The 18,095-nt window shown below is 74.1% G+C and carries 18 protein-coding genes; 6 read left to right on the plus strand and 12 right to left on the minus strand.

The features are described 5' to 3' along the window. Nucleotides 1-38 precede the first annotated feature (38 nt). Nucleotides 39-899, plus strand: coding sequence for a dihydropteroate synthase (gene folP / locus ACFW3D_RS36115; protein ID WP_500511801.1), 861 nt, complete (start codon nucleotides 39-41; stop codon nucleotides 897-899). Between the two features lie 13 nt (nucleotides 900-912). On the opposite strand, the gene ACFW3D_RS36120 is transcribed toward folP, so the two are convergent. Together ACFW3D_RS36120 and dapE are read right to left on the minus strand one after the other, a co-directional pair. After that, on the minus strand, nucleotides 913-1,707 hold the full coding sequence (locus ACFW3D_RS36120; protein WP_500511803.1) for an LOG family protein: 795 nt from the start codon (nucleotides 1,705-1,707) through the stop codon (nucleotides 913-915). Between the two features lie 81 nt (nucleotides 1,708-1,788). Beyond that, a complete protein-coding gene (gene dapE / locus ACFW3D_RS36125; protein WP_500511805.1) occupies nucleotides 1,789-2,856 on the minus strand; it encodes a succinyl-diaminopimelate desuccinylase in 1,068 nt (355 codons plus the stop codon). 64 nt (nucleotides 2,857-2,920) lie between these two features. Between dapE and ACFW3D_RS36130 the strand changes: the two genes are divergently transcribed. Continuing rightward, nucleotides 2,921-3,922, plus strand: coding sequence for a VldE C-terminal domain-containing protein (locus tag ACFW3D_RS36130; protein ID WP_500511807.1), 1,002 nt, complete (start codon nucleotides 2,921-2,923; stop codon nucleotides 3,920-3,922). A gap of 285 nt (nucleotides 3,923-4,207) precedes the next feature. Then, nucleotides 4,208-4,621 (plus strand): ATP-binding protein, encoded by a 414-nt coding sequence (locus tag ACFW3D_RS36135; RefSeq protein ID WP_500511809.1) that lies wholly within the window; start codon nucleotides 4,208-4,210, stop codon nucleotides 4,619-4,621. A 74-nt stretch (nucleotides 4,622-4,695) separates the two neighbouring features. Here ACFW3D_RS36135 and dapC read toward each other — a convergent pair whose 3' ends face one another. Both dapC and fdxA read right to left on the minus strand, forming a co-directional pair. After that, complete coding sequence (dapC, locus tag ACFW3D_RS36140) at nucleotides 4,696-5,808, minus strand: succinyldiaminopimelate transaminase (RefSeq protein WP_500511811.1); 1,113 nt, start codon at nucleotides 5,806-5,808, stop codon at nucleotides 4,696-4,698. 94 nt (nucleotides 5,809-5,902) lie between these two features. Continuing rightward, nucleotides 5,903-6,223, minus strand: coding sequence for a ferredoxin (fdxA, locus tag ACFW3D_RS36145; RefSeq protein ID WP_018561461.1), 321 nt, complete (start codon nucleotides 6,221-6,223; stop codon nucleotides 5,903-5,905). Between the two features lie 113 nt (nucleotides 6,224-6,336). Between fdxA and ACFW3D_RS36150 the strand changes: the two genes are divergently transcribed. Together ACFW3D_RS36150 and ACFW3D_RS36155 are read left to right on the plus strand one after the other, a co-directional pair. Continuing rightward, nucleotides 6,337-7,362 (plus strand): GNAT family N-acetyltransferase, encoded by a 1,026-nt coding sequence (locus tag ACFW3D_RS36150; RefSeq protein ID WP_500511839.1) that lies wholly within the window; start codon nucleotides 6,337-6,339, stop codon nucleotides 7,360-7,362. A gap of 10 nt (nucleotides 7,363-7,372) precedes the next feature. Beyond that, the gene (locus tag ACFW3D_RS36155; RefSeq protein ID WP_500511813.1) at nucleotides 7,373-8,197 is read left to right on the plus strand and encodes a transglutaminase family protein; all 825 of its coding nucleotides are present in this window, start codon (nucleotides 7,373-7,375) and stop codon (nucleotides 8,195-8,197) included. 103 nt (nucleotides 8,198-8,300) lie between these two features. Here the strand turns inward: ACFW3D_RS36155 and ACFW3D_RS36160 are convergent, their stop codons facing one another. The 8 genes from ACFW3D_RS36160 to ACFW3D_RS36195 all read right to left on the minus strand — a co-directional run bounded on the left by ACFW3D_RS36160 (nucleotide 8,301) and on the right by ACFW3D_RS36195 (nucleotide 15,680). Beyond that, the gene (locus tag ACFW3D_RS36160) at nucleotides 8,301-8,909 is read right to left on the minus strand and encodes a response regulator (protein ID WP_500511815.1); all 609 of its coding nucleotides are present in this window, start codon (nucleotides 8,907-8,909) and stop codon (nucleotides 8,301-8,303) included. Beyond that, nucleotides 8,839-10,086, minus strand: a complete 1,248-nt coding sequence (locus tag ACFW3D_RS36165) for a sensor histidine kinase (RefSeq protein WP_500511817.1) — start codon at nucleotides 10,084-10,086, stop codon at nucleotides 8,839-8,841. Before ACFW3D_RS36165 ends, ACFW3D_RS36160 begins: the two co-directional genes overlap by 71 nt. A gap of 23 nt (nucleotides 10,087-10,109) precedes the next feature. Beyond that, nucleotides 10,110-10,823 (minus strand): ABC transporter permease, encoded by a 714-nt coding sequence (locus ACFW3D_RS36170; protein ID WP_500511819.1) that lies wholly within the window; start codon nucleotides 10,821-10,823, stop codon nucleotides 10,110-10,112. Next, nucleotides 10,820-11,725: an ABC transporter ATP-binding protein gene (locus tag ACFW3D_RS36175; protein WP_500511821.1), complete on the minus strand. Its 906-nt coding sequence runs from the start codon at nucleotides 11,723-11,725 to the stop codon at nucleotides 10,820-10,822. The genes ACFW3D_RS36170 and ACFW3D_RS36175 overlap by 4 nt, the downstream gene beginning before the upstream one ends. 136 nt (nucleotides 11,726-11,861) lie before the next feature. Beyond that, on the minus strand, nucleotides 11,862-13,994 hold the full coding sequence (locus ACFW3D_RS36180) for a VanW family protein (RefSeq protein ID WP_500511823.1): 2,133 nt from the start codon (nucleotides 13,992-13,994) through the stop codon (nucleotides 11,862-11,864). A gap of 194 nt (nucleotides 13,995-14,188) precedes the next feature. Continuing rightward, nucleotides 14,189-14,545 (minus strand): DUF6113 family protein, encoded by a 357-nt coding sequence (locus ACFW3D_RS36185; protein WP_500511825.1) that lies wholly within the window; start codon nucleotides 14,543-14,545, stop codon nucleotides 14,189-14,191. Then, a complete protein-coding gene (gene mshB / locus ACFW3D_RS36190; RefSeq protein ID WP_500511827.1) occupies nucleotides 14,542-15,435 on the minus strand; it encodes an N-acetyl-1-D-myo-inositol-2-amino-2-deoxy-alpha-D-glucopyranoside deacetylase in 894 nt (297 codons plus the stop codon). Before mshB ends, ACFW3D_RS36185 begins: the two co-directional genes overlap by 4 nt. A 50-nt stretch (nucleotides 15,436-15,485) precedes the next feature. After that, nucleotides 15,486-15,680: a hypothetical protein gene (locus ACFW3D_RS36195; protein ID WP_026251431.1), complete on the minus strand. Its 195-nt coding sequence runs from the start codon at nucleotides 15,678-15,680 to the stop codon at nucleotides 15,486-15,488. Between the two features lie 189 nt (nucleotides 15,681-15,869). Here ACFW3D_RS36195 and ACFW3D_RS36200 point away from each other — a divergent pair, with 189 nt between their 5' ends. Further along, nucleotides 15,870-18,020, plus strand: coding sequence for a S9 family peptidase (locus ACFW3D_RS36200; RefSeq protein WP_500511829.1), 2,151 nt, complete (start codon nucleotides 15,870-15,872; stop codon nucleotides 18,018-18,020). The last annotated feature ends 75 nt before the right edge of the window (nucleotides 18,021-18,095 follow it).

Here is an 18,095-nt window from a genome sequence, read left to right on the forward strand (position 1 = left end):
CGATCGGCGTACGACATTTCGAGGGAGGCAGGCGCGACATGCTGCGGCTGGGCACACGGGAATTCGGCGAGCACGAGCCCGTGATCATGGCGATCGTGAACCGGACGCCGGACTCGTTCTACGACCAGGGCGCCACGTTCACCGACGCGCCGGCCCTGGAACGCGTCGGGCGCGCGGTCGCGGAGGGCGCCGCGATCATCGACGTCGGAGGCGTGAAGGCGGGCCCCGGCGAGGAGGTCTCCGCGGAGGAGGAGATCCGCAGGACCGCCGGTTTCGTCGCCGAGGTGCGGCGGCGCCACCCCGACGTGGTGATCAGCGTCGACACCTGGCGCCACGAGGTCGGCGAGGCGGTCTGCGAGGCCGGCGCGGACCTGCTCAACGACGCCTGGGGCGGTGTCGACCCCCGGCTCGCCGAGGTCGCCGCGAAGCACGGCGCGGGCCTGGTGTGCACCCACGCGGGCGGTGCGCGGCCGCGCACCCGGCCGCACCGGGTGGGCTACGAGGACGTGATGGCCGACATCCTGAAGGTGACGGTGGGCCTCGCCGAGCGGGCGGCCGCGCTCGGGGTGCGGCGGGACGGCATCCTCATCGACCCCGGCCACGACTTCGGGAAGAACACCCGGCACTCGCTGGAGGCGACGCGGCGGCTGCCGGAGATGACGGCCACGGGCTGGCCGGTGCTGGTCTCGCTGTCCAACAAGGACTTCGTGGGCGAGACCCTGGACCGCCCGGTCAAGGAGCGGCTGATCGGCACGCTGGCGACGACCGCCGTCTCGGCGTGGCTCGGCGCCCGGGTGTACCGGGTGCACGAGGTCGCCGAGACGCGTCAGGTGCTGGACATGGTGGCCTCGATCGCGGGACACCGGCCCCCGGCGGTCGCCCGGCGGGGGCTGGCGTAGCCCCGCGGGCGGTTCAGTCGCCGATCTCCTTGGTCACCAGGGCGACCGCCTCGTCGACGTCGTCCGTGACGTGGAGGAGTTCCAGGTCGACGGGGGACGCCTTGCCGCCGTCAACGACGGTGTCGCGGACCCAGTCGACCAGGCCGCGCCAGTAGGCGGAGCCGAACAGGACGATGGGGAACTGGGTGACCTTGCGGGTCTGGACCAGCGTGAGGGCCTCGAAGAGCTCGTCGAGGGTGCCGAAGCCGCCGGGCAGGACGATGAACCCGGAGGCGTACTTCACGAACATCGTCTTGCGGACGAAGAAGTAGCGGAAGTTCACACCGATGTCGACGTACGGGTTGAGCCCCTGCTCGAAGGGCAGCTCGATGCCCAGGCCCACCGAGACCCCGCCGGCCTCGCAGGCGCCCCGGTTGGCCGCCTCCATCGCGCCGGGGCCGCCGCCGGTGATCACGGCGAAGCCGGCCTCGGCCAGGGCGCGGCCGATGCGGACGCCGGTCTCGTAGTCGGCCGAGCCCTCGGCGGTACGGGCGGAACCGAAGACGCTGACCGCCCTGCCGAGTTCGGCGAGCGCGCCGAAGCCCTCGACGAACTCCGACTGGATGCGCATCACGCGCCACGGGTCGCCGTGGACCCAGTCCGAGGGTCCGCGGGTGTCCAGCAGCCGCTGGTCGGTCGTGGACTTCTGCACCTGGCCCCGGCGCCGTACGACGGGACCGGTGTGGCGCTCGGGCCAGCCGCGCCCCGTGGGGCGGCCCTCCGCGGCGGCCGTCTCGGCGGCGGCCGCCTCCTCCGCGTCCCTGTCCATGTCGCGCTCCTTTCGCTGCCGTCCGGTCAGGGTACGACCGCGTCCACCGGGCGGATCAAGAACGCGCCGCTGAATTGCTCGTTACGCCAGCCAGGCGCGCAGCTTCTCCTCCGCCTCCAGGACGGCCGCGACGGCGACGTGCTCCTCGCGGGTGTGGGCGAGCCTGGGGTCGCCGGGGCCGTAGTTCACCGCCGGGACGCCCAGCGCGGAGAAGCGGGCCACGTCGGTCCAGGCCTCCTTGGGCGCGGGCTCGGTGCCGATGGCCTCGACGAAGGCGGCCGCCGCCGGGTGGGACAGGCCCGGCAGTGCGCCGGGGGCGCTGTCGGTCAGCCGCACCTCGTAGCCCTCGAAGACCTCGCGGACGTGGTCGAGGGCCTCGGCCTCGGAACGGTCGGGGGCGAAGCGGAAATTGACGATCACCGCGCAGGAGTCGGGGATCACGTTCCCGGCGTGACCGCCCTCGATCATGACCGCGTTGAGCCCCTCGCGGTAGGTCAGGCCGTCGACGACCGCCTGCCGCGGCTGGTAGGCGGCGAGCCGGGCCAGCACGGGCGCGGCCTTGTGGATGGCGTTCTCGCCCAGCCAGCTGCGCGCGGAGTGGGCGCGGCGGCCGGTGGTCTCCACGCGGACCCGCAGGGTGCCCTGGCAGCCGCCCTCGACCTTGGCGTCGGTGGGCTCGAGCAGGACGGCGAAGTCGCCGGCGAGCCATTCCGGGTGGTTCTCGGCGAGCCGCTTGAGGCCGTTGTGCTCCGCCGCGATCTCCTCGGCGTCGTAGAAGACGAAGGTCAGATCGCGGTTGGGCGCGGGAAGGGTGGCGGCGAGCCGCAGCTGGACGGCGACGCCCGACTTCATGTCGGAGGTGCCGCAGCCCCACAGGACGCCGTCCTCGTCGAGGCGTGAGGGCACGTTCTCGGCGATCGGCACGGTGTCCAGGTGCCCGGCGAGCACGACCCGCTCGTCCCGGCCGAGGTGGGTACGGGCGACGACGGCGTCCCCGTCCCGGTCCACTGTCAGGTGCGGCAGGGCGCGCAGGGCGCTCTCCACGGCGTCCGCCAACGGCTTCTCGGCGAGGCTGACGGAGGGGATGTCGACGAGCTGCGCCGTCACGGCGGCGGCGTCCTGACTGAGATCGAGCACGGGCCGTTCCATGCCGCCGACCCTACCGGGGGGCGGGTCGGGGCCCGGGCACAGCGGGCTTCGGTACGGTGTGCGCGTGCCGAAGCCACCGTCGACCTCGACACCCGCCGCGAGCGCCCCCCGCAGGCGGGGGCGCGCCGCCCGTCTGATCACCGCAGGCCTGGTCCTGCTGGGGGTCGCGGGCTATGCCGCGTACCACCTGGCCGGTGTCGGCGGCGGTCCGCGCCATCCGGCCTGCACGGTCACCACGGAGGCCGGCAGCCTCACCCTGGAGCCGCAGCAGGCGGCGAACGCCTCGACGATCGCCGCGGTGGCGACCTCGCGCGGGCTGCCGGAGCGGGCGGTGACGATAGCGCTGGCCACGTCCATGCAGGAGTCGGCGCTGCGCAATCTCGACCACGGCGACCGCGACTCGGTGGGCCTGTTCCAGCAGCGCCCTTCGCAGGGCTGGGGCACGGCCGCGCAGATCATGGACCCGGTCTACGCCTCCAACGAATTCTTCGACGGCCTGGTGAAGATCCGCGGCTATTCCCGGCTCCCCCTCACGGTGGCCGCGCAGAAAGTGCAGAAGAGCGGCTTCCCGCAGGCGTACGCGAAGCACGAGGCGGACGCCGCGCTGCTGGCCGGCGCGCTGACCGGCCGGCACGCAGGGGCGCTCAGCTGCGTCACCCCGGTCACCGCGAAGGCGGTCTCCGGGGGCGACCCGGCGAAGGTGCGCGCCCGGCTGGTGCGGGAGTTCGGGACCGACGTGGCGCCGCGGATCACCGAGACGCCGGCGGGCCCGGACGACACGGCCGCGCAGGACGCCAAGAACGGGGCGCGGGGCGCGGGTCCGGCCCGGCGCACGGTGGCCGTACCGTCGGCTCCGACGGGGAAGAAGGCACCCGGCGACGAAGGCCGGCGGGGCTGGGAACTGGCCCAGTGGGCGGTGGCGCACGCGCACGAACTGAAGGTGGAGAAGGTGTCGTTCGGGAACCGCGAGTGGTCGGCGGCGGCCTCCGACCGGGGCTGGGCGGCGTCGAATTCCGATGCCTCGCACGGGACCGCCGACGACGTCAGGATCACCGTCGCGCAATAGTGCGGGTATTCACCCCCAGGCGGGTGATTGATACGCCAAACCCATCAGATGTGAATCCCCTCGTTCGGGGGTGCGAAAAAAGCTTCTGATCAAGGGCTGTGACGTTTCCGCGGCAGTTCCGGCTCCGTCCGAATTGCTCCGCTTTACTGCCCCGGGAATCCACTCGCATTACCAACTCTTTACTCTTGGCGGCCGCAACCTTCGGCCCCCTTCACGCGGTAGTCACGACGTCCGCCCCGCGGACATGTCACGTCGAAACTGTCGTCTCTCCGTAAAAGGAGCACCATGTCTCTCCCCCTCGCGCGTCGGATCGCCCGGGCCGCCCTGCTGGTCGGCGCGGCCGCGGCTCCTCTCATCGGTGCCGGTGCCGCGTCCGCCGCCGAGCTGCCGCAGGTCGGCGACCTGGGTGGGCTGACCAACGTGGACAAGGCCCCCGAGCTCACCGGCGCCGTGAACGGCGTGGCCAAGCAGACCGGTGCCGTGAAGAACGTGCAGGAGGCGCTGCCCGCGACGACCGAGACCGTCGGCGGCCTGGCCAAGAGCACCCAGCCGACCGTCAAGGGCGCCGCCACGCAGGCCGCCAAGACCGTCGGCGGCACCGCCCGGGAACTCGGGAAGACCGCCAAGGGCTCCGGGCTGCCGGGCGGCCTCCCCACCACCGGCCAACTGCCCCTCCAGGGGCTCCCCATCGGCGGCTGACCCCCCACAGCCGCACCGAAAGGGCCCGGGGAGCGGTGCTCCCCGGGCCCTTTGCGCCCTCGTGCCGCCGCTGCTCAGGAGGAGAGCCGGCGCACCGCCGCCGCCACCCGCTCGTCGGTGGCCGTGAAGGCGATCCGTACGTACCGCTCCCCCGCGGCGCCGTAGAAGTCGCCGGGCGCCACGAGGATGCCGTGCTTGGACAGGTCCGCGACGGTGTCCCAGCAGGACTCGTCGCGCGTCGCCCACAGGTACAGGCTCGCCTCGCTGTGCTCGATGCGGAAGCCCGCCGCCTCGAAGGCCTCCCGCAGCGCCGCCCGCCGGCGCGCGTAGCGCTCGCGCTGCCGGGCCACGTGGGCGTCGTCCCCGAGCGCGGCGATCGTGGCGGCCTGCACCGGGGCGGGCGTCATCATGCCGCCGTGCTTGCGGATCTGCAGCAGCTCGCCGAGCACGGCCGGGTCGCCCAGGAGGAAGGCGGAACGGTAGCCGGCGAGGTTGGAGCGCTTGGACAGCGAGTGGACGGCCACGATGCCCTCGTAGGAGCCACCGCAGACGTCCGGGTGCAGGACCGAGACCGGGTCGGCGTCCCAGCCCAGCTCCAGGTAGCACTCGTCGCTGAAGACCAGCACGCCGTGCTCGCGCGCCCAGGCGACGGCATGGGTCAGCTCGTCCTTGGACAGCACGCGACCGGTGGGGTTGGAGGGGCTGTTGAGCCACAGCAGCCGCAGCCCGGCCGGGTCGGGCTCGGTCGGCTCGTCGTAGACGACCGGCTCGGCTCCCGCCAGCCGCGCCCCGACCTCGTACGTCGGGTAGGCGAGCCGCGGGTACGCCACCTTGTCGCCCGCGCCGAGGCCCAGTTGGGTGGGCAGCCAGGCGACCAGTTCCTTGGAGCCGACCACCGGCAGCACGTGCGCGTCGGTCAGCCCGGTGGCGCCCAGCCGGCGGCCCGCCCAGCCGGTGATGGCGGCGCGCAGCTCGGGCGTCCCCCACACGGTCGGGTACCCGGGGCTGTCCGCGGCCCCGGCCAGGGCCCGCTGCACGAGGTGCGGGACCGGGTCGACCGGGGTGCCGACCGACAGGTCGACGATGCCGCCGGGATGGGCGGCGGCCGTGGCCTTGTACGGTTCGAGCCGGTCCCACGGGAAGACGGGGAGTCTGGACGAGACTGGCTGCGCCACGGTGGTGCTCACTTTCCGCTCCTCGCAGGCACGCGGCCTGCCACTGCCTGAAACACGGCGGTCCCGCACGGCGGTGTGCCGTGCGGGACCGCCCGCAACTGTCGGGTCACTCGCCCTGCGGCGGCAGGGCGGCGATGAAGGGGTGGTCGCGCTCGATCAGCCCGAGCTTGGAGGCACCACCGGGCGAGCCGAGCTCGTCGAAGAACTCGACGTTCGCCTTGTAGTAGTCCTTCCACTCCTCCGGGGTGTCGTCCTCGTAGAAGATGGCCTCCACCGGGCAGACCGGCTCACAGGCTCCGCAGTCGACGCATTCGTCCGGGTGGATGTACAAGGACCGCTGGCCCTCGTAGATGCAGTCGACGGGGCACTCCTCGATGCACGCCTTGTCCTTGACGTCGACACAAGGCTGCGCGATGACGTAGGTCACGCTGTCGTTCCTCCTCGATAGGGCTGTCTCGCGCGGGAGCGCGGCGTCGTCGATGCCCGCCCCTAGTATCTCCGTTCTTGGGCAGCAGACGAACAGGAGGGGCGGTCATGAGCATGGATTTCACCGCCGGAGGCCGGCTCGAGGTGCGCATAACCCCTTCTGACGTGGGCAAACGCGTTTCGGTCCGGAGGATCGCGGAGATCGTCGGCGGACGGCCGGTGTTCGCCGACGCCGTAGGGGTTCTCACATCCTGGGACGAAGGGGTGCTGGTGGTCACCCGCCGGGACGGGGAAGCCGTCCGTATCGCGGAATCGTCCCTGGTGGCGGGCAAGATCGTGCCCGACGCGCCGGTGCGCCGCGGTGCCCGCGCGCCCCGCGCGACCGCCCGCGAACTGCAGGAATCCGCCTCCCGCGGCTGGCCCGCGCAGGAGACCGCCCGGCTCGGCGCGTGGACGCTGCGGGCGGCCGGCGGCTTCACCCGGCGCGCCAACTCGGTGCTGCCGCTCGGCGATCCGGGCGTCCCGCTGACGGAGGCCGTCGCGCGCGTCGTCCGCTGGTACGGCGACCGGGGCCTGCCGGCGTACGTGCAGGTCACCACCGGCGACGAGGACTCCGACGAGACGCTGGCGGAGGCGCTGGGCGGCCTCGGCTGGACGGCGGAGGGCCACGCCTTGCTGCGCACGGCCGCCCTGGCGCCGATCGCGGACCTGCCGGGTGCCGAGGCCGTGCAGCTGTCCCGCGAGGCCGACGCGGCGTGGCTCGCCCGCTACCACCGCACGGGTGACCTGGGCGACGCGGCGCTGAAGGTGCTGCACGGCGGCCCCTCGGTGTGGTTCGCCACCGTGCCCGGGGAGGGCGACCCCGACGTCACCGGGCCCGCCGCGATCGGCCGCTGCGTCGTCGACGGCCGGTTCGCCTCCTTCGGCGCCGTCGAGGTGGCCCCGGACCACCGGCGTCGCGGACTGGCCCGGGCCGTGATGGCCGCGCTCGCCCGCAAGGCGCTGGACGAGGGCGCCTCCGGCGCGTACCTGCAGGTCGAGACGGACAACGAGGGGGCGCGCGCCCTCTACGACCGGATGGGCTTCACCACCCATCACGCCTACCACTACCGGCGCGGCCCGCTGTCCGCGGGAGGGTGAGAAGCCCGGCATGGACGACGCCATCAGGCAGCGCTTCAGCGAGGCCGCCCGCGAGCCGCGCCCCGACCTCGCGGAGCTGTGCCTGCTCATCGGGGCGGTGGCCGACCCCTCCCTCGACGAGGCGGGGACGGACGCGGCGCAGATGGAACTGGACCGGCTCGCCGGGCTCCTGCCGTACGGCCTGACCTCACCCGCCGACTGGGCCGATGCCGCCGCCGAACTGCTCGGCCGGCGCTGCGGGTTCGGCGGCTCCCCCGCCGACTACCAGCGGCTGGAGTCCTCGCTGCTGCACGAGGTGCTGAAGCGGCGGCGCGGGCTGCCGATCCTGCTGTCGGTGGTCTGGATGGAGGTCGTCCGGCGCGCGGGCGGCCCGGTGCACGGGGTCGCCCTCCCCGGGCACTTCGTGGTGGGCTTCGGCGACCCCGCGGGCGACTTCGTACCGGCCGACCCCTTCAACGGCGGCCGGCGGCTCGGCGAGGAGGACGTACGCCTGCTGGTGGCGGGCGCGACGGGGGCCGCCCCGTCCCCGGCGATGCTGGAACCGGCGGACCCGCTGGACATCGTGCTGCGCGTGCTCAACAACATCCGCGCGTGGGCCTCGGCGCGGCCGGAGCACCTGGCCGCGCAGCTGTGGGCGGTGGAGCTGGCGCTGCTGCTGCCCCACCATCCGGCGCGGTTGCGCTTCGAGCGTGCGCAGCTGCTGGTGCGCAAGGGGGACTTCGCGCGCGGCGCGGCCGAGATGGAGGCCTACGCGGACGTCCTCGCGGAGGCGGAGCCCTCCGCCGCGACGGCCATGCGCCGCCAGGCACGGGCCGCCCGCGCGCTCCTCAACTGACCCCCTGGGGGAGGTGAGGCGTGGTGCCGGTGCTGCTGCCGGTGCTTGGGCGCGGGCCCGTCTCGCGCCCTTCGGGCGCGAGACGGCGGGAGGGCCGAATCGCCTAGAGCCAGCCCCGTTCGAGGGCGATGCGAACCGCTTCGGCGCGGTTGCGGGCGGCGGTCTTCTGGATCGCGGTGGAGAGGTAGTTGCGCACGGTCCCCTCCGAGAGATGGAGGCGGCGGGCGATGTCCGCGTTGAGGGACCCGTCGGCCGCCGCGCGCAGGACGTCGCGCTCGCGCGGGGTGAGGGGGTCGGCCCCCTCGGACAGCGCGGCGGCCGCGAGCACCGGGTCGATCACCTTCTCCCCCCGCAGCACCCTGCGCACCGCCTCCGCGAGCTGCCCCGCGGGCGCGTCCTTGACCAGGAACGCGTCGGCGCCCGCCTCCATGGCCCGGCGCAGGTAGCCGGGCCGGCCGAACGTGGTGACGATCACGACGCGCACCCCGGGCAGTTCCGCCCGCACCGCGGCGGCCGCGTCGAGGCCGGTCATCGCGCCGGGCATCTCGATGTCGAGGAGGGCGACCTGCGCCCCGGCGTCGCGGGCCGCGGCGACGACGTCCTCGCCGCGGGCGACCTGGGCGACCACCTCGATGTCCCCCTCAAGCCCCAGCAGCGCGGCCAGGGCCTCGCGCACCATCGACTGGTCCTCCGCCAGCAGCACCCGGATCATGGCCGTGAGCGTAGTCGGCCGGGACGACTGCGCGGAGGGTGAAGCCGCCGTCCTCCTCGGTCTCCAGGCGGCCGCCGGCGAGCAGCAGGCGCTCCTCCAGGCCCGTCAGGCCGTTGCCGCGGCGCGTACCGCCGGGCCCGGGGCCGCGGCCGTCGTCGGCGACGGTGAGCCGCACCGTGCCGTCGTCCTCGGCGACGGTGACCACGCAGCGGGAGGCGCCGCTGTGCCGTACGACGTTGGTGACGGCCTCGCGCAGGGCCCAGGCGAGCGCGCCCTCGGCCTCCGGGGTCAGCGGGACGGTCACCGTCGCGGGCAGCTGGGCCCGGATGCCGGCGGCCTGCAGGACCCCGCGGGCCCCGGCGAGCTCGCCCGGGAGGGTGGGCCTGCGGTAGCCGCTGACGGCCTCGCGGACATCCACCAGGGCCTGCCGGCTGACCCGCTCGATGTCGGCTACCTGCGCGGCGGCGTCCTCGGGGCGGCCGGGCAGCATGCGTCCGGCCAGTTCGCTCTTGAGGGTGATCAGCGACAGCGAGTGGCCGAGCAGGTCGTGCAGGTCGCGGGCGAGCCGCAGCCGTTCCTCGGTGGCCGCGAGCTGGGCGACGGCCGCCCGGGCCTCGCGCAGCTCGCGGGTGGTCCGCACCAGCTGGCGCACGCCCGTCATGGCGTAGCCGCCGAGCAGGCACGGCACGAGCAGCGAGAGCACCGTGGCCCGGCTCGCCCCGGTGAGTCCGGCGACGGCCGCGAGCACCGCGGTGACCGCCGGGATCGCCCAGCGCGCCCGGCTGCCGGGCAGCACCGCCCCGCAGCCGACGGCGAGGTAGACGAACAGGACGAGGAAGGCGTCGCCGAGGGTGAACGTCATCAGCAGGGCCAGCGCGCCCAGCAGCAGGAGCTGCCCGTACACCCAGCGCGGCTGGTGCTCGGCGTTGGTCCGCAGGAAGACGATGCCCAGGTAGACGGCGACGTAGCCGGTGAGTCCGAGCCAGCCGAGCACGGTCGCGGTGAGGCCGTGCCCGCCCTCGGCGAGGTCGCTGACCGGGGCACCGAGGTAGAGCATCCACATGGCCACCCAGACCAGCTTGACGATGGCCTGGCGGCGGTTCTCCGGGGCCCTGCCGATCGCCGGGGCGTCCCGGGGCTCGGCGGCCTCCCGCTGCTGCGTCGTTCCGGCGGGCACGATCCTTCTCCTCCCGGGCCCCGTCAGGCCTTCGCGGTGTCCTTGCGGTACATCCAAGCGGCTGTCCCGGCGAACACCAGCCCGTAGACCACCAGCACGGCGACGTCCCCGGCGTCCGGGGCGCGGCCGGACTCGACGGCCTGGCCCAGCGCCGCGTACGGCCGGGACGGGAGCAGCTCCGCGATGTCGCGCAGCCAGCCGGGGAAGGAGTCGAAGGGCACCCACAGTCCGCCGAGCAGCGCGAGCCCGAAGTAGGCGATCATCGCGACGGGGCGCGCGGTCTCCGCCGAGGCGACATAGCCGATGGCCACGCCGAGCGCGGCGAAGACGAAGCTCCCCGCCCAGCTGGTGAGCAGCACCCCGGCCCACTGCCAGGCCTCCATCCGCACGCCCTTCACGGCGCCGCCGGCGAGCAGCACGAGCACGATCGAGGGCAGGCTGACCGTGGCGGCCGCGGCGACCTTGGCCAGGACGTAGCCGCGCCCGGGCAGCGCGGTGAGCCGCAGCTGACGCACCCAGCCCTTGTCGCGCTCCCGGGCGATCCGCTCCGAGTTGCCCATGAGTACGGCGGTCATGGCGCCGAAGGCGCACATCGCGACCATGTAGTACGGCACCATCGCGGCCTTCTGCCCGGCCGTGAGGATCATGAAGAGCAGCACCGGGTACAGCACCGAGAAGAACATGAACCTGCGGTTGCGCAGGACGCGCAGGATCTCCAGCCGGGCCAGCGTCCTCATCGCGCCGCCACCTCCTCCTCGGACGACTCCGTGATGGCCAGGAAGGCCTGCTCCAGGCCGAGCCCGGCGACCTCCAGGTGCCGGGGGTAGAGCCCGGCCGCGTAGACCGCGTGCACCGTCGCGTCGGCGTCCGTGGAGCGGATGCGCACCGTGCGCCCGGTGACCTCCACGTCCGTGACCCGCGGCAGGGCCCGCAGGGCGGACTCTTCCGGCGGGGTGTCCAGGTCGAAGACGATACGCCGGACCCCGGCCCGCGCCTTGATCTCGGCGGCGGTGCCGTCGGCCACCAGCCGGCCGCCCTGCAGGACGAGGACCCGGTCGGCGACGGCGTCCGCCTCCTCCAGGTAGTGGGTCGCGAAGAGCACCGTGCGCCCCTGCTTCACCTGACCGCGCATGGCCTCCCAGAAGGCCTGCCGGGCGGAGACGTCCATGCCGGTGGTCGGCTCGTCGAGGATCAGCAGGTCGCTCGCGCCCGCCGTGGCCAGGGCGAAGCGCACGCGCTGCTCCTGGCCGCCGGAGAGCTTGTCGACCTTGCGGTCCGCGATGGACTCCAGTCCGGCGGCCGCCATCACCGCGTCGACGGGGTGGGCGCGCGGGTGCAGGTCGCAGGCGAGCCGTACGAGCTCGCGCACGGTGACCTCCTCCATGAGGCCGCCGCTCTGCAGCACGGCACCGACCCGGCCCTCGGCGATCGCCCGGCGCGGGGTGGTGCCGAAGACCTCGACGGTGCCGGCGTCGGGGGTGCGCAGCCCCAGCAGCAGGTCCAGGGTGGTCGACTTGCCGGCGCCGTTGGGGCCCAGCAGGGCGACGGTCTCACCGGGGTGGAGGGTCAGGCTCAGGTCGTCGACGGCCCGGACCTGACCGAAGCTCTTGCTCACGTGCGTGAACACTGTTGCGGTCATGGCTGCAGCCTCGCCGACGGCGGGGGCGGGGCGGCAGTGCCGGGCGTCCTGTCCCGCGGATGACAGATGTCATGGGTGTGGCCCCGGTACGGGTACCGGGGCCACACCTTTCACGCTCGGACCGGGCGACCGCGGGTCAGGAGGTGCCCTCGATGGTCACGGCCTTCTTGGCGGCGTCGGTGGTCTGCAGCGCGGGCAGCATCGCGGAGGCGACGTCCTCCGGGGTGACGGCGGTCTTGCTGCCGTCGCCGCGTTCGACCAGCACCCCGTCGAAGGCGCCGCCGTACAGGCCCTGGAGCACCTTGCGGTCGATGTACGGGGTCAGCTTGCCGTCCTGGTCCGGCACCATCGTGAGGATCTGCGACAGCGACTTCTGCGGGCTGAACGGGATCTCCGCGGCGCCCGCACGGACCGTGACGAACCCGGACATGGCCGTCTTCCCGAAGCCGTTGACGGCCTTGTCGAGCTCCTCCTGGGTCACCTTGGGCTGCACGGTGGTGGCCTTCAGGCTCACCGCGCCGGGCTTGCCGGTGGCGACCTGCGTGGCGTAGGCGTTGATGACCGCGTCGATCGAGGCGCCCGCGTCCACGCCCTGGTGGGGCTTGCCGGGGACGGCGACGGCCTTGCCGTTCACGAACTTGACCATGCCCTCGGAGCCGGAGCCGCCGAGCCCCTGGGAGAGCTTCTCCAGCTGGGCGCGGAGCTTCTCGTTGTCCGTGGTCAGCACGGGGTCGGCCGCACGCGAGACGCCGAACAGCGAGCCGATGACGGTGACCGGGTTGTAGTCGCGGTGCGCCACGTTGCCGACGGTCGCGTCGGTGTCGAAGACGAGACCGGCGGCCGCGGGCTTCAGCGACGTGCGCTCGTCGCCGACGGTCACGGTGATCGGCGTGTTCTTGCGGGAGCCGAGCGCCTGGTCGAGGAGCGCGACGGCCTGGTCCTTGGACTTGCCGCCGATCCCGACGCCGTAGACGGTCGTGCCGGCCGGCACGTCCGAGTGGTCCATCAGCAGTCCGGCGCCGTAGGCGACGCCGAGCAGGCCGAGCACCCCGACGCCCACCAGTATGAGCTTGGAACGGCCCTTGGCCTGGGGCTTCGCCGCGCTCTGGCGGGCGGCGGGCGCGGCCGGCTCGTCCTGCTCGAAGCGGTACATCTCGCCGCCGGCCGGGGCCGGCCGGTTGGCGGACGGCCCCGCGGGGGGAACCGCCGGGATGCCGCTGACGACGGTGTCCCCGGACAGCCGCTCGGACGCGGGGGGCGGGAACTGCGCGGGGAACGGCGACCGGCCGGCCGCGGGGCCCGCCGGGGGCACCCGCATCTCACCGGTGACCGGACCCGCGGTGGGGCCGGACGGCGGCTGCTGCCCCGGGAAGGGCAGACCGGCTCCGGGACCGCCCGGACCCGCGCCGGGACCGCCGGGGAACGGGCGCGGCCCCGGAGCGGGGCGCCCGGGTCCGCCCGGTCCGGCGGGACCGCCGGGACCGCCCGGGACACCCGGAACACCCGGAACACCCGGGGCGCCGGGTGCGACCGGACCGCCGGGACCGGTCGGGCCACCCGGACCACCCGGTGCCACCGGACCGCCGGGGCCGGCCGGGCCGACCGCGCCGTCGTTCAGGTACGGGATGCCGCCGCGGCGGGACCCGCCGGGGGCGGCACCCGGTCCGGAGGCCGGACCGCGCTCCGCGGGGCCGGGCTGGGCCGGGATGTCACCGAACTGCATCGGCTGGGTGATCTCGGGGGCGGAGAACTCCTGGGTCGCCTCGGGGGCGGGCGCCGGGGCCGGCACGGGCGCCGACTTCCGCGGCGCGAACCAGTCGCTCGTCGGCTTCTCGCCCTTCGGCGCGGGAGCCGGCTCAGCGGCGGGCTCCGGCGCGGGTACCGGGGCGCCCTGAGGAACCCCGGTGCCGCCGCCGGCGGTCCAGCCCGCGGGCGGCGGGGCCGACTCGGCCGCGGGGGCGGCCGGTGCCGATCCGGCGGGCGCCTCGCCCTCCGCGCCGCCCTCGACGGGCGTACGGACGACGACCGGCGGGATCGGCCGGGACCCGGGGATGTTGATGCGCACCCGGGTCGTCAACGTGGTCTCGGTCTTGGTCTCCTCCGCTGCGGGAGCATCGGCGGGCTCCCCGTTCGCGGCACCCTCGCGCGGGCCCTCCTGCGGATGCAGCGACGGAAACGGTCGGGTTCCGTACGGCGGGGTACCCGACGGGTACGCGGCTCCGCCCCGGCCCTGGGGGCCGGGGGACGGACGATCAGTTTCACGACTCAAAGCAGGCTCTCCCGGTTCGCTTCGCCACCCGTCACGGCCTTTCCGCGGGCGGCCCGGCGGCGCGCACCACCATACTGGGCGCCGCGTCGGAGCCGCCTGCCCGCCGGATGGAGACCGCCCTGATCAAAGGGGTTTATGTGACGTCAACCGCCAAAACGGACGACGCTCGCTCCGTAACGGACGCAACGTGGCGCCTATCGTGCCTCAAGTGATCCACCGGCGGGAGGACGGGGTTGCACAAGCGTGGCCGACATCACGCCGGCCATCGCTCCGCCCAACAGGTAGACGTACGGGCTGATTCCGTTGGCGAACAGGAAATCACCCTCCGGGCGGGCGGAACTGAGCAGCATCACGGTGATCAGCCAGACCGCCGCGGGCACCACCGCGCCCAGCCGCGTGCCGGTCAGCCTGGCCCCGCCGTGGAAGAGCGCCGCGCTCCCGGCGAGCGCGAGCAGCAACCCGCCCGGGAACCAGGCGGCCTGGACCAGCGACCCCGCGACGGCGACCGGCACGCCCAGGACCGCGAGCACGGGGTAGGCCGCGCGCCTCATGCCCCGGTCCCCGCGAACAGGTCGTCCTCCAGGCTCCCGGCCGGCGCGGGAACGCCCTTGACCAGCCGGTAGAACTCGGCGCCGAACAGGGGCTGTCCCAGGGCGTTGGAGAGCGCGAAGAACGGGCCGTCCACGGCGATCTGGGTGACGTGGGCCTTCATCGCCGCGGCCTTCCGCTCGGCGTAACGGGCGTCCACGTCGATGGCGGCGGTCACCAGCTCGTCGTCCACCACCCCCGGGACGTCGGCGGCGGTCGCGATGCCCTCGAAGGGGATCTGCCGGCCGGCCGCGTGCAGCCGGTCGAAGCCCTCCTCGACGACGCGGCGCGGGACGCAGTTCCAGTAGACCTTGGCGACGGAGTGCGGGCCGCCGAGGTCGCGCCGGTAGGCCGGCTCCGCGGACAGCTCGGCGGCGCGCATGGCGACCCGGTGCGCCTTGATGTGGTCGGGATGGCCGTAGCCGCCGTCGGGGTCGTAGGCGACCAGGACCTGCGGACGGACCTCGCGGATCACCTCCACGAGGTACGCGGCCGCCAGGTCGAGGTCCGCCTGCCAGAAGCTGTCGGGCCGGTCGTTCTGGGGCACGCCCATCATCCCGGAGTCCCGGAAGCGGCCGGGGCCGCCCAGGAAACGGTGGTCCGTGACGCCGAGCTGGACCATGGCGTCGGCTAGTTCGCCGGCCCGGTGCGCGCCGAGGGTGTCGTCGCGATCGGGTGCCAGGTGCGCCAGCTCGGGCGGGATGACCTCGCCTTCTTCCCCGAGGGTGCACGTCACCAGGGTGACGTGCGCGCCCTCGGCGGCGTACTTGGCCATGGTGGCGCCGTTGTTGATCGACTCGTCGTCGGGATGCGCGTGGACGAGCAGCAGTCGCCGGGCGGGCAGTGCGGTCATGAGGAGAGCCTAGGGCAGGCCCCGGGGCTCCTCAGGGGTGAGCCACGGGCTCAGAACTTGAAGTCCCCGATCATGCCCGCGACGTTGCTCGTGAGGTCCCGGATCGTCGGCGCGATGGAGGAGCTCGCCAGATAGAACCCGAGCAGTACGCAGACGACCGCGTGCCCCGCCTTCAAACCGGCCTTCCTGACCAGCAGGAAGACGACGATCAGCAGCAGCAGCACCGCCGAAATCGAAAGTGCCACAGCGGCTCACCTCCAGGGCGTCGTGGTCCGACAGCAATTGCCAACCGGTTGTTACCCACTCTCGGCAGTGGATCATAACTTTGTGGTGCACCGCATAGCTCGTCGCACGGGAGCACGCGGGGGCGCATGGCCGGATCTCGCGGTTGGCGTGCGCGGGGCTCACCGGCGGGCGGGTGACACACTCCCCCCATGACGCAAGCGCTCTCGTTCCCGCGGCAGTACGCCCGCACGCAGCGGTTCTCGCTCGGCGCCCCGCGCGCCTTCACCGTGTCGCCGGACGGCGGCCGGGTCGTCTTCCTGCGCTCCCGTTCCGGCACCGACCGCTCGCACCTGCTGTGGGTGCTGGACCTGGAGTCCGGCGCCGAGCAGGTCGCGGCGGACCCCGCGGTGCTGCTGTCCGGCGCGGCGGAGGAGTTGTCGCCGGAGGAAAGGGCGCGCCGGGAGCGCAGCCGGGAGGGTTCGGCCGGAATCGTCGGCTACGCGACCGACGACGCGGTGGAGCTGGCCGCGTTCGCCTTGTCAGGGCGGCTGTTCACGGCGGAGCTGCGGGCGGGCACGGCCCGGGAGATCGCCGTGCCGGGCCCGGTGGTGGACCCGCGTCCGTCGCCGGACGGCCGCCGCGTGGCCTACGTTGCGGACGGCGCGCTGCGCGTGGTGGCCGCCGACGGCGGCGGGGACCGGGTGCTGGCCGGGCCGGAGGGCCCGGACGTCACCTACGGGCTGGCCGAGTTCATCGCCGCCGAGGAGATGTCCCGCAGCCGCGGCTACTGGTGGTCCCCGGACGGCGAGTCCGTACTGGTGGCCCGGGTGGACACCTCGCCGGTCGGCCGCTGGTGGATCGCCGACCCCGCGAACCCCGGGCAGGCACCGGCGGAGGTGGCCTACCCGGCGGCGGGCACGCCGAACGCCGAGGTCACGCTGGTGCTGCTGACGCTGGACGGCACGGCCACCCCGGTGGAGTGGGACCGCGAGCGCCATCCGTACCTGGCGCAGGTGCACTGGTCGGCGGGGGGTCCGCCGCTGCTGCTCGTCCAGACCCGTGACCAGCGCGAGCAGCTGTACCTGACGGTGGACACCGCCACCGGCGGCACCCGCGAGGTGCACCGGGACCAGGACGAAATCTGGCTTGATCTTTTCGCCGGGGTGCCCGCGTGGATGCCCGGTGAGCGCCTCGTGCGCATCTCCGACGAGAACGGCTCGCGGTCGCTGTTCGTCGGCGAACAGCCTTGGACAGGACCGGAGTTGCACGTACGTGCGATGCTCGGGACGGACGGCGAGGGGATCCTGCTGTCGGCCTCCGCGGGGCACGGCGCCAAGGACCCGGAGACCGGCGAGATCCATGTGTACCGCGCCGACGGGGGACCGGGCGGACCGGTCCGGCTGAGCGGCTCGCCGGGCGTGCACTCCGCGGTGCGTGCCGGGGGCGTCACGGTGCTCTCCTCCGCGTCCCTGGAGTCGCCGGCCACGGCCGTCCGGGTGCTGCGGGACGGGGAGCGGGTGGCCGAGATCGCCTCGCACGCCGAGACCCCGGTCCTCACCGCGCGCCCGCTGCTGGTCGCCGCCGGCGAGCGCGGCGTCCCGGCGGCGGTGCTGCTCCCCTCGGGGTACCGGGAGGGCGACGGACCGCTGCCCGTGCTGATGGACCCCTACGGCGGGCCCCACGGCCAGATGGTGATGAGCGCCCAGCGCGGCTACCTGCAGGCCCAGTGGCTGGCCGACCAGGGCTTCGCGGTGGTCGTCGCGGACGGCCGGGGCACCCCCGGGCACTCCCCCGCCCGGGAGAAGTCGATCGCCGGCGACTTCGCGGGCGTCACGCTCGACGACCAGGTCCACGCGCTGCACGCGCTGGCCGGCCACCACCCCCTGGACCTCACCCGGGTGGGCATCCGCGGCTGGTCCTACGGCGGCTACCTGGCGGCGCTCGCGGTGCTGCGCCGCCCGGATGTCTTCCACGCCGCGGTGGCGGGCGCGCCGGTCACCGACTGGCGGCTGTACGACACGCACTACACCGAGCGCTACCTCGGCCACCCCGGGGAGCGGCCGGCGGTGTACGCCGCCAACTCCCTGGTCACCGACGCCGGTCTGAGCGACCCGGCGGACGAGGTCCGGCCGCTCATGATCATCCACGGCCTCGCCGACGACAACGTGGTGGCCGCGCACACCCTGCGGCTGTCCTCCGCACTGCTGGCCGCCGGCCGGCCGCACGAGGTGCTGCCCCTGTCCGGGGTCACGCACATGACCCCGCAGGAGGAGGTCGCCGAGAACCTGCTCCTGCTCCAGGTCGCGTTCCTCAAGCGCTCCCTGGGCGTCACGCGGGGCCAGGCCGTGTCGTCAAAGTAGCTCCGGCCGCCCGGAGGGCGGGCCCCGCGGCTCCCCCAGCTTGCGCTGGGAGGTGCCCCCAGTGCGGTGCATCGC

Origin of the sequence: Streptomyces sp. NPDC058864, assembly GCF_042742985.1 — a bacterium.
Taxonomy (GTDB): Bacteria; Actinomycetota; Actinomycetes; order Streptomycetales; family Streptomycetaceae; genus Actinacidiphila.